We start from the raw sequence: 15,801 nt of genomic DNA, 5'->3' as shown, positions 1-15,801 counted from the left end.
ATTATATGTATTTCCGATGTGTTTAGTAGAATGATCAAGAAAGAAGTTAAAAATGAGATTCCTGATGATTTACAAGAAGCTAATCAGATGCTGTTTAATGACATAGAAAAAGAGAACTAGTATAGGTTCTGATTAACAAGGATGATTGTTTGTCAAATTTATTAGTAGCTAGCCCATCTTATACAATAGTTTTATCAAAAATATTTTTAGATATTTCTTTTGTAGTCTGAAAATAGTTGTGAAAGGGATTGTTGAATGACTGTAAGTAACCAGTTCGAGAAGAATTTATTGGATTCCTTGAGATTCAGTTTTATCCATAATCAGTATGGTCAGAATCAGGCCTACGCCCCCAAGCTACTGATCAATCAGGATGAGAAGCAACGGTATGTTTTGCTGGATTTGCAAGAAGAGTTGGCTAAGGCGGAGAGTTTTTATTTTTCGGTGGCCTTTGTGACTCAATCGGGAATTGCCTTGATTAAGAGTCAATTATCGGATCTGAATGATCAAGGGGTTGCGGGTAAAATTTTGATTTCGCCCTATTTAGGTTTTAATGATCCTTTGGCAATGAAGGAGTTGTTAAAATTGAAAAATGTTGAGGTTCGTTTAGCACCGGAAGCTTTGCAGCTGCACGCAAAGGTCTACCTCATTGATCAAGGGGTGAGGCAAGTTTTAATCAGCGGGAGTTCCAATCTAACTGGGAATGCTTTGAAGAAAAATTATGAGTGGAATATTAAATTAACATCGACAGAACACGGGGATCTTATTTCAGCAAGTAAATCTGAATTTTTCAGAATTTGGAATCAATCGACGGTTCTAACCGAGGATGTTATTGAACAGTACAGTCATAAGAGACAAGCTAAAATTGTCGTTGAAGTTGAAGAGTCTGCAAAATCAAGTTATGTTACGCAATTACAGCCCAATAAAATGCAGGAAGCGGCTTTGGTTGCCTTACAAAATAAACGCCTGCTCGGAGAGAAGAAGTCCTTGGTAATTAGTGCTACAGGAACTGGGAAAACCTATCTCTCAGCTTTCGATATTAGAAACTACAAACCAGATCGGTTTCTATTCCTTGTGCATCGTGAACAAATTCTAGAAAAAGCTTTGGAAAACTTTCAGGAAGTTATTGGATTTGAAGATGGACAAGGTGCTATTTATAGACCGGGCTTGAACTTTGATACTATTCCCTATTTGTTTGCGACGATTCAAACCTTGTCACGTGATGAGCATTTGAAACGTTTTGCTTCGGATTATTTCGACTATATCCTGATTGATGAAGTCCACAAGGCAGGGGCGAATTCTTATAGGAAAATTCTGGACTATTTTGAACCTGATTTTTTACTGGGAATGACCGCCACACCAGAGCGTACGGATGGTCAAAATATTTATGAATTATTTGATTATCAAGTTGCCTATGAGATTCGGCTTCAAGAAGCACTGGAGAGCGATCTCCTCTGTCCTTTTATCTACTATGGAGTGACAGATATTCATGTAGATGGAGAGTTGCTAGACGATAAAACGGATTTCAATAGCCTGATTTCATCAACGCGACTGCACCACTTGATTCAGAAAATTGATTACTATGGTCACTCTGGTGAACAAGTGAGAGGGTTAGTGTTTTGTTCACGTAAAGAGGAAGCAGCGGAGCTGGCTAGACTTTTTACAGAGCGCGGCTGGCCTTCTAAGTCCCTGAGCGGTGATGATTCTCAGCAGACTCGTCAACAAGTTGTGAAAGACTTAGAGGAAGGACGTTTATTTTATATTTTCACTGTGGACATTTTCAATGAAGGGATTGATATTCCGAGCGTTAATCAAGTTGTGATGCTCCGGAATACACAGTCGAGTATTGTATTTGTCCAACAGTTGGGACGTGGTCTTCGGAAACATCCCGATAAGGAATATGTTACGATTATTGATTTTATTGGGAACTATAAGAATAATTATTTGATTCCGATTGCTTTGTTTGGCGATCATTCGATGAATAAAGAAAATTATCGTCGTGAAGTTAGGGAAGCTGCAGCGGTTAAAGGGCTGACAACTGTAAACTTTGAAGAAGTAGCCAAGAAGCAAATTTTTGCCGCTATTGCTAATACCAACTTTTCTTCCATGGCTGTTTTACGGAACTCCTTTAAGGAATTGGAAAATCGGCTGGGACGAGTTCCGATGATGATGGATTTTCTGAATAGTAATCAACTGGATCCGGTAACATTTTTCGAGAATAATGCCTTTAAGTCTTATCATCAAGTTGTGGAAAAATTTTCCACGGAAGCGGTCCTTTTGTCTCAAAATGAAGCCTTAGTATTACAGTTCTTGACCTTTGAGATTTTGACAGGGAAAAGAATTCACGAAGCTCTGTTGCTACAGGAATTGATGCTCAGGGGAAGTATTTCTAAAAGCGCATTGAAACAACTCCTTGTTGAGAATGGACATTCGAGCGCAGAAGATGTTTTAGCGTCAATGGAACGTGTTCTAGCTCTGCGATTTTTGAAAGGGGCGGAGAAAAAAATCTATGGTGAGGAACCACTTGTAAGCTTGGTAGATGGTAGATACATTTGTTCAGATTCACTAAAGGAAGCGTTTAAGAATCAGATCTTTTTAGATTTCTATCAAGATATTCTTGATGTAGCTCTGAGAAAGAATCTTGCTTATCCGCATATCCTGACTATTGGTCAACGCTATAGTAGACGGGATGTTTTAAAGTTGATGAATTTTGAAAAAGATGAACCGCCTTTAAATATTGGGGGCTATAAAATTGATAAATTTAGCAACAGTTGTCCAATTTTTGTAACCTACCATAAGGCTGATGATATCAGTGAAACCATCAAATATGAAGATGAATTTCTAAGCGAAAAGACCCTCAAGTGGTTTTCTAAGAATAAACGGAGTCTGGATTCTGCAGATGTCAAACAAATTCTTGGGGCTAAAGAATCTGGCTTAAGGTTAGAGTTATTTGTCATCAAAGATGATTCCGAGGGAGGGGAATTCTATTATTTAGGCCCTCTAGGGGTTCTTGAAGGGACAGCTCAAGAAACAGAGAGAAATGGGGAGTCTATTGTATCAATGATCTTTGAATTGCAACAATCTGTTGATGACTCACTTTATCGATACATTACTGAAAAATAGAAAAGGAGTGGACTTATGGTGAGTCCACTCCTTTAGATTGTAATAATAGAACAGCCGGAATATCAACAGGTGCCCAGTCCAGAGTCATTAACTCACCAGGGTAGAGCCATTTTGAGTTTTGGTGTTCGACGAGTTCTAAATCTCCTGATTGTAAGGAAGCTAGATAGGTTTTCATGCGAACAGTACCAAATTCATATTGATAGGATGCTTCATTGAGGTATTCAAGGATTTTAATCTCAGATTTTAATTCCTCTTTGATTTCTCGAATTAAAGCAGATTCTGGATCTTCTGAAGCCTCAATTTTTCCACCTGGAAATTCCCAATAGCCTCCTAGACTTTTTGTGCTTGGTCTTTGGGCACAGAATATTTTTCCGTCTTTCAAGATAGCAGCTGCAACAACATCAATTGTTTTCATATTTACCTCTTTTCCTACTAGCTATAATTGTAGCAACTTTTGAAGGAATAACAAGAGTACCCAGTTTATCTGATACTTTTGGAAAGAAAGATGCTAGAATAGACCTTGTAGAAAAGTGAAGACGGTGGCTCCAGATTTTCGATAGAGAGGGTGATGTCTATGGACAATTCATCAAAATCTATGGAAAGGAGGGGCTCTTTTTGACCGCTTTTGAAGTGGTGCAGATCATTTTTTTCTTTGCTAGTTTTAGTATTGAATTGATTGGTCTGTGCTATCTAATCTTCAAAGATGGAGACAAAAAGAAATAGCCGTCAATACTTTGGAAGAGTAACGGCTATTCTTTAATAGTTATTACGAGCCACCGTCTAAACGGTTCTACTTTGGAGCTGGATTGCCGTCCAGCTCTTTTTATATTTCAATTATAACACATTTGCTGTTAAAGGTGAAAATGGAAGGTTAAGTTCTAGGGAGTTCTTTGGATTCTAGTGCCGTTGGATGACCGGTTCATCCACGATTTTTAGTAACGAATATGCTAGAATAGATCTTGTAGAAAAGTGAAGACGGTGGCTCCAGATTTTCGATAGAGAGGGTGATGCCTATGGGTAATTCATCAAAATCTGACAGGAAGGAGGAGCGCTTTTTGACCGCTTTTGAAGTGGTGCAGATTATTCTTTTCTTTGCTAGTTTTAGCATTGAGTTGATTGGTTTGTGCTATTTAATCTTCAAAGATGGAAACAAAAAGAAATAGCCGTCAGTACTTTGGCATAAGTAACGGCTATTTCTTTTAGCTAGTTATGAGTCACCGTCTAAACGGTTCTACTTTGGAGCTGGATTGCCTTCCAGCTCTTTTTATATTTCGATTATAACACATTTTTATTGTAAAAGGTGAATTGAACAATGTTCTAGAGGAGAGAGTGGTGTTTTTGACTTTATCAGCTGATTTTTAAAGAAGGCAGTAGAATTCCTTATGGCTCAAGGTTTTCAGCCTTTTCAAATCTAGTTTTCACTGTTGTACATGATACGCGATTGAGGATAGAGGTGATCCATGTACAACAGGAAAAATAATGCTAATAGGTCCTGAAATTCCTTGTGTCCCAAGGAGTTTCGGTTTTTTTGATTTGAACCAAGTGATAAACTCTATGGTTATTGAAACAGGGTAAAGCAAAAAGCCCTAGGAATCCTAGGGCTTTTCTGAAATGCTTATTTCACTTCAGTAAACACAACGTGTTTACGCAATTTTGGTGAGTATTTTTTCAATTGAAGACGGTCTGGTGTGTTGCGTTTGTTTTTAGAAGTTAGGTACAAGCGTTCACCAGATTCTTTGTGTTCAAGTGTGATATTTACGCGCATGAGTGCTCCCTTCTATTCTTATTCAGCTGCTTGAGCTTTAGCGATTTTACGTCCTTTGTAGTATCCTTTAAGAGATACACGGTGTGAACGTGAGTAGTCACCAGTTGTAGCGTCGAATTGAACAGATGGTGCTATCAATTTGTAGTGTGTACGACGTTTGTTTTTCTTCGCTTTTGATGTGCGACGTGCAGGTACTGCCATTTTTTTGTTTCCTCCAATAGAATATTCTTTGACGATTCGTCAACTTTAAAAGAATAACACAAATGAATTGTAAAGTAAAGTTACTTGACAACTTTTTTTAAAAAAGGTGACAAAGGTTTGGGGAATCTTTGTCACCCGAGCCAAGCAAGAAGAAAGCGAGGATAGGTTCGGAGAACCTTTTCATTCCCATTATGAACTTCCATCTATCTATTGTTAAAGAATTATAATTTAAAACGTCTAACCTTGCTTCCGACGGCGGGATCTGACGGTTAGGAGTAAGGCAAGGGTGGCACTCACGCCTGCAGTGATAGCGGCAGTTTGAGAGCTGTCTCCTGTTTTTGGCAATTCTTTTGGTGCTGCAGCGGTGTTTTGGCTTGGCTGAACACTGGTTGCGGCTTTTGCTTTAGAAGGGGCACTTGGGATCTTGTGAAGAGTTGAAACTGGGGACGGAGCTGGTTTCTGACCAACTGTTGGTTTCTGATTTTCCTCGCTCGGTTTCTCGGTTTCTTTATTTGGTTTCTCCGCTTCTGGTTCTTTGACTTCAGGATTTACTGGTTGCTCCTCAGTCTTAGGCTCCTCAGTTTCAGTGTCTGTAGCTGGATTTTCCGTCTCCGGTTCTTTAACCTCAGGAGTCGCAGGCTGTTCTTCAGTTTTAGGCTCTTCGGTCTCCGGCAGAGGTTTTACTGTTTCCTCACTTGGTTTTTCAGCTTCCGGTTCCTTGACTTCCGGAGTTGTTTGTTCCTCTTCTGTTTTAGGGGTCTCAGCCTCGGGTTCTTTAACCTCAGGAATAGCAGGCTGTTCCTCAGTCTTAGGCTCTTCCGTCTCTGGCTGAGGATTTACTGTTTCTTCGTTTGGTTTCTCCGCTTCTGGTTCTTTGACTTCCGGAGTTGTTTGTTCCCCTTCGGTTTTAGGAGTCTCAGCCTCGGGTTCTTTAACCTCAGGAATAGCAGGTTGTTCCTCAGTCTTAGGTTCTTCGGTCTTTGGCTGAGGTTTTACTATTTCCTCACTTGGTTTTTCAGCTTCCGGTTCTTTAACTTCAGGCTTAGCCGGCTGTTCTTCAGTCTTCGGCTCTTCCGTCTCTGGCAGAGGCTTCACAGTTTCTTCGCTTGGTTTCTCCGCTTCTGGCTCCTTAACCTCAGGCTTAGCCGGCTGTTCTTCAGTCTTCGGCTCTTCGGTCTTTGGCAGAGGCTTCACAGTTTCTTCGCTTGGTTTTTCGGCCTCTGGTTCCTTGACTTCTGGCTTAGCAGGTTGCTCCTCAGTCTTAGATTCTTCGGTTTCAGTGTCCGGAGTTTGAGTTTCAGTTTCCGGCTCCTTGACCTCAGGAGTCGCAGGTTGTTCTTCAGTCTTAGGTTCTTCGGTTTTAGTGTCCGGAGTTTCTGTTTCTGGCTCCTTAACCTCAGGAGTCTCAGGCTGTTCCTCAGTCTTAGGTTCTTCGGTCTCCGGCAGAGGTTTTACTGTTTCCTCACTTGGTTTCTCCGCTTCCGGTTCCTTGACTTCCGGAGTTGTTTGTTCCCCGTCTGTTTTAGGAGTCTCAGCCTCAGGTTCTTTAACTTCAGGTTTAGCTGGCTGTTCTTCAGTCTTAGGCTCTTCGGTCTCCGGCAGAGGTTTTACTGTTTCCTCACTTGGCTTTTCCGCTTCTGGTTCCTTGACTTCCGGAGTTGTTTGTTCCCCTTCAGCTTTAGGAGTTTCTGTTTCTGGTTCTTTAACCTCAGGAATAGCAGGTTGCTCCTCGGTCTTCGGTTCTTCCGTCTCTGGCTGAGGCTTCATAGTTTCTTCGCTTGGCTTTTCCGCTTCCGGTTCTTTAACCTCAGGAGTCACAGGCTGTTCTTCAGTCTTCGGCTCTTCAGTTTCTGGCTGAGGTTTTACAGTTTCCTCACTTGGCTTTTCCGCTTCTGGTTCTTTGACTTCAGGTTTAGCAGGTTGCTCCTCGGTCTTAGGCTCTTCGGTCTCCGGCTGAGGTTTTACTGTCTCCTCACTTGGCTTTTCGGCTTCCGGTTCTTTGACTTCAGGTTTAGCAGGTTGCTCCTCAGTCTTAGGTTCTTCTGGGACCTCTGGTGTAGGGGTTTCTTTTGGTTTGAGGTCGAGTTGGACGAGGAGTGGGTCGTGGTCGGAGGCACGGCCGTGTTCTTTCATGAAGATGGAGTTGACGTGGACCATGTCGAACTCGTAGCGGTCGAGGAGGTTGTTGGAGAGGACGATGTTGTCGAGAGACTGGTTGTTTCCTTGGTAGAAGTAGGAGAAGCGGTCGTCCTTGTCATGGCGGCTGACCAGGTTGGACAGGATGTCGCCTGAGATTAGCTCCATGGTTTTGCTGAATTCGAAGTCGTTGAAGTCTCCCAGCATGGCAACCTTGAGGTCAGGGTTTTGGTTCATTCCTTGGGCGATGAACTGGTTGATGAGGGTGGCCATTTGGTGGCGCTGGTCTTCGGATTTGAAGGTGACGGGTTGGACTTTGCCGAAGTAGCCGTTGTCTCCGCGTTTGGAGTTGAGGTGGACGGCGATGACGTTGACAGGTTGGCCCTGGAATTGGAATTCGGCGATGACGGGTTTGCGGGAGTTGGTCCAGGCTTGGTGGGCTGGTTCGATGCGGGCGATGCTGTGTGTCAGCGCTCCGTTTTCCCAAGCGGCTGGGGTGTGGGCGTCGCCTTTGGGTTTGTCAGCGAGGCTCACGCGCTCCGGGTTGTAGAGGAAGCCGGTGCGGATGTTTGCGCCGGGTGCTCCGCCGTCTTTGTTGTTTTCAGGGGCGATGTCGATGTAGTGGTATTCGGGTCCGCCTTGGGCCTTGATGGCTTCAATGAGGCGGCGGGCGCTTTGGCTGGCATCGACGGTGCCATCATCGGTGCTTCCGTTGTTGTCCTGGACTTCAATCAGGGTGATGATGTCTGGTGATTTGAGATCTTCTACAAAGGAAGTGGCGATGCGTTTAACCTTGGCATTGTTGGTTGTTTTGTTGTTGGCTGAGAAGTTTTCAATATTATAAGAAGCAATGCTGAGTTTCTCAGGGTCTTTAACAATGCTGGTGGCCTCTGGTTGGACTCCGCCGTCGGTGACTTTTGGTGAGTCGGCAACCTTGGCGAGGAGTTTGTAGTTGGTGTAGCCGTAGGAGATTGGTCCGTAAATCCGTCCTTGGAAGGAATCGCCTGTTTTGGTGGTGAGGTTTTTGTCAAAAAGGACAGCGATTTTTTCGGGATGGGGGTTGTCGGCCTCCAAGGTTAAACCGCCTACCTTGTTCATCGGGCCGGTGTAATTGCCTGGGGCTACATAGATTTCCTTGTTGGCCTGAGGGCCAAGCACCTTGGCATTGTCAATACCAACGACCATGCCTTCGAGGGATTCCCAGAAATCAAGGCCGTCTGTGTCTGGATCAAAGGAGCTGAAAGCATCGTCTTCCACGATTTTGGTTGGAGCCAGGCGGTCGCTTCCCAGGATGACTGGGGCAGGGACGGCTGCAGTTCCCTCTTTGACAACGTTTGTTGCCGCCAGCTGGGTGGTGGTTAGATCGGTCTGGTCTTTTTCGTTGTAACCAGAGCCTAGGTATTCCACAACTTTTCCGGTGATGGTGAGGGTATCCCCGAGGGCTACGGTATGGTTAGGGAGGTAGACGTTGATGCCGTCAGAGGTTTTCGGGTTCTTGTCAGGGTTGAGGTCCTGGATATAGAAATGGTTCTTGTTGGCAACATAGGTTACGACTACATTTTGGACGGTAACGGTCTGGCCTTCCAGTGGAGAAATGTGGCTTTCTCCTTGGATTTGACCAACAGTGACGACAGTTTCCGCAGGCGGTGCGGTAGTTCCCTTTTTAACAAGTTCAAACTGGTTTTCAAGGAAGGGTTTGAGTTGGTTTTTACCACGGTAGGTCGATAAAATCGCAGTGATGTGGATGGTATCATTTTCGGAAATCAAGCTGTTTAAGAGGGTGTTGCTGATGCCTGTGCGGCTGTCAACGCGGACGGCTACCTGCTGGCCAGTGATGTCCGTTAGGTTAAAGCTCGAGTTGCCCTTGTTATCGCTGGAAATAGCACCAACAGTGACGTCCTTGAGGGTGACCAAGGTTGACTGGAGTTGATCGGTAAGACCTTCAATCGTGGTGACAGTTGGGGCAGGGACGGGAATGTCCGCTACTTTGGTCAGGTCTGCAACCTTGGTAAGTTGGAGTTCACCGTTGAAATCACCCAAGTTGCCCTTGAATTGGACACTGTCGCCGCGGCTGACGTCCTGTTTCTTACCAGGATAAACGTAGACTCCAGTACCGGCTTCATCTTGGATGTAGAAGCCATTTCCGCCCCAGGCATTGACCTCACTGATGACCTTGCCTTGAACGGTAAACTCTTGGCCTTTTTCCCCTTGGCGGACATCGGCTAGGGGAGTTGTAGCCGTTTCCGTGCTTGGGGTAGGCTCAGAAGCCGGGAGGGTGTCGGGGGTTTGTGTTAAATCCGAACGTTCCGTGCTTTCTTGTGGGGGATTTGCCGGTAGTGCCTCTGTTGCGGGACTTTGTTCGTCGGCAGCGATCGTTTCTTGGGGTAGGCTACTGGCTAAAGCAAGCGGTGCTAGCAGCAACGATGCCCTCAGTAGATACTTGTAAACAGCCTTTTTTTCCATGGTGGTCTCCTATCTTTTTACTGTTTCCATTGTAACAGAAAAAGAGGATCAGCAGTCAACAATTTTCCGAATAAATTTAGTGAACTTTACAACAATAGTTCGTTTTTATTTTTTCTTAAGAGCGACTTGCTGAACTTTGAGCTAGAGCTTTCGTAGAGGGGGGATTTGTGCTAAAATTGTTCTAACTGTAACTAAAGGAAAAGGAACGTTATGAAACTACAGAAACCAAAGGGAACCCAGGACATCTTGCCGGGGGAATCGCGCAAATGGCAGTTTGTGGAAGCCAGGGCTCGGGAAATTTTCGGACGCTACCGTTTTGAGGAGATCCGGACGCCCCACTTCGAGCACTACGAGGTGATTAGCCGGTCGGTTGGTGATACGACCGATATTGTCAGCAAGGAGATGTATGACTTCTATGACAAGGGCGATCGTCACATTACCCTGCGTCCGGAAGGGACAGCGCCGGTGGTGCGTTCCTATGTCGAGAATAAGTTGTTTGCGCCGGAGGTGCAAAAGCCGGTGAAGCTCTTTTACATGGGCTCTATGTTTCGCTATGAGCGGCCGCAAGCGGGTCGTTTGCGGGAGTTTCACCAGATTGGGGTAGAGGCTTTCGGGTCTAGTAATCCGGCGCTTGATGTTGAAGTGATTGCCATGGCGGTCGATTTTTTCAGAGAGCTGGGCTTGACAGGCATTCGTCTGCATCTTAATAGTTTGGGAACCCCGCAAGTGCGGGCGACTTACCGGCAGGCTCTGATTGACTATCTTCTACCGCATAAGGAGTCTTTGTCAGCGGATAGTCAACGCCGCTTGGAGGAGAATCCCTTGCGGGTCTTAGATTCCAAGGAGAAGGCGGATCAAGCCCTGGTGGAGGGAGCTCCATCGATCTTGGATTATCTGGATGAAGACAGCCAGGCGCACTTGGATCAGGTGCGTAGCCTGTTGGACGCCTTGGGGATTGACTATGTGATGGATGCACGGATGGTGCGGGGGTTGGATTACTACAACCACACTATTTTTGAATTTATCACAGAGGTTAAGGGGGCTGATTTGACAGTCTGTGCCGGTGGTCGTTACGATGGCTTGGTGACCTACTTTGGTGGTCCAGAGACCGCTGCTTTTGGCTTCGGACTTGGCGTTGAGCGGCTCTTGTTGCTGTTAGAAGCACAGGGTGTGGAGCTACCGAGCTTTCCAGCCTTGGATGTTTATGTGGCGACCCTGGGTGCGGAAGTCAACCAGGCAGCAACGCTGTTGGTGCAGGCCCTCCGCCGTCAAGGTTTGACTGTTGAGCGGGAGTACCTCAACCGTAAGCTTAAGGCCCAGTTCAAGGCTGCGGACCAGTTCACAGCCAAGGCTTTGATTACCCTTGGGGAATCCGAGCTAGCGTCGGGTCAGGTCGTAGTGAAGAATAACCAGACGCGGGAGCAGCTTGAGGTGAGCCTGGCAGAGCTAGAGGCGGATGCGGTAAGGCTCTTAGCACCGATTTTGGAGATCTAGGCCATGAAGAAGTTGCTGGGAGCTGCGATTCAGGCCCTTGTGATTGGCTTGGTGATTGGTTGTATCTGTTATTTGGCCCGGGGGGATTTCTTTTACCGCTATCTGGCCCTGATCTTCGGCTTTTTGGCTGGACTGGCCTACTTTATAACGGGTACAGCGATTGAAATTTTACACGAAGTAAGACAAACAAAGAAAGAGGAATAGGTTGATGGAACGTTCGATGTATGCGGGGCGCGTGCGCTCGGAGCAAATTGGTCAGACGCTGACCCTAAAAGGTTGGGTTGATCGTCGCAGGGACTTGGGAGGTTTGATCTTTATTGATCTGCGTGACCGGGAAGGCTTGATGCAGTTGGTGATTAATCCTGAATTGGTGGATGCTGCAGTGATGCAGGCGGCTGAGAGCTTGCGGTCCGAGTATGTGATTGAGGCGACTGGAAAGATTTTGGCGCGGGAGCAGGCTAATGACCAATTGCCAACCGGGCAAGTGGAGATGCAGGTGGAGCAGTTGACCATCTTGAATACGGCCAAAACAACGCCATTTGAAATCAAGGATGGGATTGAAGTCAATGATGATACGCGCTTGCGTTACCGCTACCTGGATTTGCGCCGTCCGGAGATGTTGGCTAACTTCAAGCTACGGGCGCAGGTAACCCACAGCATCCGGAACTATCTGGATGGGCAAGAGTTTATTGATGTGGAGACACCTTTCTTGGCCAAGTCCACACCGGAGGGAGCACGGGACTACTTGGTGCCAAGCCGGGTGCATGAGGGGCACTTCTATGCCCTTCCGCAAAGTCCGCAAATCAACAAACAGCTCTTGATGAATGCTGGATTTGACCGCTATTATCAAATTGTGAAATGTTTCCGGGATGAGGACTTGCGGGGAGATCGTCAGCCAGAATTTACCCAAGTGGACTTGGAGACTTCTTTCCTATCTGAACAAGAAATTCAAGACTTGGTCGAAGGCATGATTGCCAAGGTGATGAAGGATACCAAGGGAATTGAGGTCAGCCTGCCTTTCCCACGCATGAAATATGATGAAGCCATGCGCCTCTACGGGGTCGACAAGCCAGATACCCGCTTTGACATGCTCTTGGAAGACTTGACCGAGTTGGTTGCCGATGTGGAATTTAAGGTCTTTTCTCAAGCTCCAGCCGTCAAGGCCATTGTTGTGCGTGGTGCTGCTGACCAGTATTCCCGCAAGGATATCGACAAGTTGACTGAGATCGCCAAGCAATATGGCGCTAAGGGCTTGGCTTGGATCAAATACCTAGATGGTGCTCTAACAGGACCGGTTGCCAAATTCTTGACCAGCCATGAGGAGCAGTTGGTGGCTCGTCTCCAGTTGGGAGAGCAGGACTTGGTACTCTTTGTTGCGGATGAATTGGAAGTGGCCAATGCAACTCTTGGGGCGCTGCGCGTGCGTTTAGGAAAAGAGCTGGGTCTAATCGACGAGAGCCGCTTCGACTTCCTCTGGGTTGTAGACTGGCCAATGTTTGAGTGGTCTGAAGAAGAAGGCCGCTACATGAGTGCCCACCACCCCTTCACCTTGCCACAAATGGATACGGCTTCCGAGCTGGAAGGCGACCTCAGCAAGGTTAAGGCCATTGCCTATGATATTGTCTTGAACGGTTATGAGTTGGGTGGCGGAAGCCTCCGGATTAACCAGCGAGACCTGCAAGAACGGATGTTTAAGGCTCTTGGATTCAGCCAAGAAGAAGCAGAAGAACAATTTGGCTTCCTGCTCGAAGCCATGGATTACGGCTTCCCACCACATGGCGGTTTGGCCATCGGTTTGGACCGCTTTGTCATGCTGCTCGCTAGCCAAGACAATATTCGGGAAGTTATCGCCTTTCCGAAAAACAACAAGGCCACCGACCCTATGACTCAGGCTCCGAGTCCAGTGGCTTTGAGCCAATTGGAAGAGCTGAGTCTACGGGTTCAAGAGGATGAAAAGGAATAAATACTACCGTGCTTTTCGGGCCTGGTTGGATGAACTAGGCCGACGCTTCCACTTTATCAAGCTCCTACAGAGCATTTCCCGGGAAAAGTATGATGAAAAGTTATCGGCTGCGGTGCTTTACGGTATTTTGTCAGCTCTGGCCATCAATTTTTTCTACCAGCCTGGGCATGTCTATTCATCTGGGGCTACCGGTTTGGCCCAGATTATTCAGGTTAAGTTGGCTACTTATGGAGGACTGAACCTGCCTTTGGCCGCGATTTATTACGCCATCAATATCCCCTTGATGGTGCTGGCCTGGCGCCAGATTGGCCCTAAGTTCACAATTTTTACCTTTATCACGGTCAGCTTTTCCACCCTTTTTATGGAGTGGATTCCAGTGGTGACCCTAACCCCTGACCCGATGATCAATGCCCTCTTTGGGGGTGCTCTGATGGGGCTGGGGATTGGTTTGGCCCTGCGGGCCAATATCTCCAGTGGCGGGATGGATGTTGTGATTCTGACCATCCGCAAGCGGACGGGGCGGCAGGTCGGCAACTTGTCGCTGGCTCTCAACGGGGTGATCATTCTCATGGCCGGGCTCTCCTTTGGCTGGCCCTATGCCTTTTATTCCTTGGTAACCCTCTTTGTTTCCACGCGGGTGACCGATTTGGTTTTTACCAAGCAACGAAAAATGCAGGCCATGATTGTGACCAGCTATCCAGAGCAGGTCATCAAGGGCATTCATACCGGTTTGGAGCGGGGGGTGACCATCTTGAATGATGCTGAGGGCGCTTATAAGCATGAGCGCAAGGCGGTCCTGATCACCATTATCACGCGCGCAGAATACCATGAATTCAAGTGGATTATGCGGGAGACCGACCCCGAGGCCTTTGTGACCATTGCGGACAATGTCCACACTCTAGGTCGTTTTATGGAGTATTAGCAACTCAGCGAGTCGATGCAGACTCGTTGAGTTTTTTTTGATTCTTTTTTCGAATAAAAAGATGAGAGGTCAACTCTCAGATTTTATAAAGTCTGTTCGAGAAAAGGACTAGGTCTCTTTCCCAGGCAGGAAAAGGAGTTTTATGAAAACAGCAATTTTAGTAGACGGTGGTTATTACCGCAAGCGGACCAATCTGGCCTATGGTTCAGAGGAGCCAGCCCAATCAGCCCAGCGGTTGTATAAGTATTGTAGCCGGCATTTGAAGGAATCCTGTTACCAGGCCGAAGTCCGCCACGACCTCTACCGGATCTTCTATTATGACTGTCCCCCCTTGGCAGCGAGCCTGCTCAATCCCTTTGGGACCCGAGTCGTGGACTACAGTAAAAGTGACACCCTCCGCTGGACCCAGGAATTTTTTATGGAGCTGAGTCACAAACGTCGAATCGCCCTCCGCATGGGCGAACTATCAGAAGGCAGCCCCCTCTACACCCTCCGAGAAGAAGCCCTGCAGGCCCTCCTAGCCGGCCAGCGCACCGTGGACGACCTCAAGGAAATGGACTTCCGCCTCAACCTCCAGCAAAAAGGAACGGACATCCGCATCGGTCTGGACATCTGCTCTCTGGCCTACAAACAACAAGTCGACCGCATCATCCTCATCGCCGGAGACAGTGACTTTGTCCCCGCTGCAAAACTGGCACGACGGGAAGGCATCGATTTCATCCTTGATCCGCTGGGCGGCCCCATCAAGGACAACCTCAGCCTCCACATCGACGGCCTCCGCACCGTCGACACCGCCTACCTGGGCCACTAAACCAGCTGAAAAGTCCCTTGCGCACACGCGCAAGGGACTTTTCCGTACGACGGGCATGTCGTATATCTGAGGTGCAAGTCCTCTGTGGGCACCTGCTACCGGTGAACCCAATAGCGACTCCCAAGCCTGACTATCGTGAGGTAGCGGGGAGAGGAAGGGATAGCGAAATCGTGGCTCTACGAACAGAAATGTGATATGAAGGCGTATGTAGTGGATGAGGAGGCTGAAAACTCTAAAGTCCCAAAAGGTAGTCGTAACCTATATGCGTAGATCACGAGAGTAAACGAGGAAAGATATACGACTTATCCCGTGAGGTCTCATGAGCGTCGTAGACGTAGTAACAACGAATCATGAGAAGTCAGCCGAACCCATAGTAGTGATGAAGTTTCTGTAATGGAAATGGAGCGAAGGGGCGAACAATTAACCGAAGTAATCCTACTTCACTTGTGTCTGTAAAAGAACGGTCTGATAGAACTGGAGACGGTCACGTATTGACTAGGAGAAGGTTCACGAATCTAAGATGTCCCTCAGACACCGAAACAAGAAAGGAATACGCACATGTCAGAATTGCTAGATAAGATATTATCTCGGAACAATATGCTTGAAGCCTATCATCAGGTAAAAAGAAACAAGGGTTCTGCTGGTATCGACGGAGTTACCATTGAGGAAATGGATAATTTCCTACGGCAACATTGGCGAGAAACCAAGGAACTTATAAAGCAGAGGAAGTACAAACCTCAACCAGTTTTACGAGTTGAAATTCCTAAGCCAAATGGTGGCGTCCGAAATCTTGGAATCCCTACAGTCATGGACAGAATGGTACAACAAGCGATTGTTCAAACCATCAGTCCAATCTGTGAAAGACACTTCTCAGAGTATAGTTATGGCTTTCGTCCCAATCGCTCTTGTGAGACAGCTATTATTCA

The 15,801-nt window shown here is 46.7% G+C and carries 11 protein-coding genes; 7 read left to right on the top strand and 4 right to left on the bottom strand.

The window, feature by feature from the left end; genetic code table 11:
• Window positions 1-255: 255 nt before the first annotated feature.
• Window positions 256-3,120, top strand: a complete 2,865-nt coding sequence (locus tag HZY94_RS07695; RefSeq protein WP_179925698.1) for a DUF3427 domain-containing protein — start codon at window positions 256-258, stop codon at window positions 3,118-3,120.
• Window positions 3,121-3,133: 13 nt separating this feature from the next.
• Here the strand turns inward: HZY94_RS07695 and HZY94_RS07690 are convergent, their stop codons facing one another.
• From HZY94_RS07690 to HZY94_RS07675, 4 genes are all read right to left on the bottom strand, one after another.
• Window positions 3,134-3,535 carry a (deoxy)nucleoside triphosphate pyrophosphohydrolase gene (locus HZY94_RS07690; protein ID WP_179925697.1) on the bottom strand — a complete coding sequence of 134 codons (402 nt, stop codon included), beginning with the start codon at window positions 3,533-3,535 and terminating at the stop codon, window positions 3,134-3,136.
• Between the two features lie 1,200 nt (window positions 3,536-4,735).
• Complete coding sequence (rpmG, locus tag HZY94_RS07685; protein WP_001265622.1) at window positions 4,736-4,885, bottom strand: 50S ribosomal protein L33; 150 nt, start codon at window positions 4,883-4,885, stop codon at window positions 4,736-4,738.
• An 18-nt stretch (window positions 4,886-4,903) separates the two neighbouring features.
• Window positions 4,904-5,086: a 50S ribosomal protein L32 gene (rpmF, locus tag HZY94_RS07680; protein WP_179925696.1), complete on the bottom strand. Its 183-nt coding sequence runs from the start codon at window positions 5,084-5,086 to the stop codon at window positions 4,904-4,906.
• 237 nt (window positions 5,087-5,323) lie between these two features.
• Complete coding sequence (locus tag HZY94_RS07675) at window positions 5,324-9,685, bottom strand: endonuclease/exonuclease/phosphatase family protein (RefSeq protein WP_179925695.1); 4,362 nt, start codon at window positions 9,683-9,685, stop codon at window positions 5,324-5,326.
• A 210-nt stretch (window positions 9,686-9,895) separates the two neighbouring features.
• Here HZY94_RS07675 and hisS point away from each other — a divergent pair, with 210 nt between their 5' ends.
• From hisS to HZY94_RS07645, 6 genes are all read left to right on the top strand, one after another.
• The gene (gene hisS, locus HZY94_RS07670) at window positions 9,896-11,179 is read left to right on the top strand and encodes a histidine--tRNA ligase (protein WP_179925694.1); all 1,284 of its coding nucleotides are present in this window, start codon (window positions 9,896-9,898) and stop codon (window positions 11,177-11,179) included.
• A 3-nt stretch (window positions 11,180-11,182) separates the two neighbouring features.
• On the top strand, window positions 11,183-11,383 hold the full coding sequence (locus tag HZY94_RS07665; RefSeq protein WP_160332948.1) for a hypothetical protein: 201 nt from the start codon (window positions 11,183-11,185) through the stop codon (window positions 11,381-11,383).
• 4 nt (window positions 11,384-11,387) lie between these two features.
• Window positions 11,388-13,142, top strand: coding sequence for an aspartate--tRNA ligase (gene aspS, locus HZY94_RS07660; protein WP_179925693.1), 1,755 nt, complete (start codon window positions 11,388-11,390; stop codon window positions 13,140-13,142).
• The gene (locus HZY94_RS07655) at window positions 13,129-14,064 is read left to right on the top strand and encodes a YitT family protein (RefSeq protein WP_179925692.1); all 936 of its coding nucleotides are present in this window, start codon (window positions 13,129-13,131) and stop codon (window positions 14,062-14,064) included. Before aspS ends, HZY94_RS07655 begins: the two co-directional genes overlap by 14 nt.
• Window positions 14,065-14,206: 142 nt before the next feature.
• Window positions 14,207-14,875: an NYN domain-containing protein gene (locus HZY94_RS07650; RefSeq protein WP_179925691.1), complete on the top strand. Its 669-nt coding sequence runs from the start codon at window positions 14,207-14,209 to the stop codon at window positions 14,873-14,875.
• 558 nt (window positions 14,876-15,433) lie between these two features.
• Window positions 15,434-15,801 (top strand): reverse transcriptase domain-containing protein (locus HZY94_RS07645; RefSeq protein ID WP_257151889.1); only part of this gene is annotated, 368 nt, incomplete at its 3' end.

The organism is Streptococcus danieliae (genome assembly GCF_013415245.1).
GTDB lineage: Bacteria > Bacillota > Bacilli > Lactobacillales > Streptococcaceae > Streptococcus > Streptococcus danieliae_A.
The sequence above is the reverse complement of the archived record's forward strand: the minus strand, read 5'-3'. Positions and strand labels throughout refer to the sequence as shown.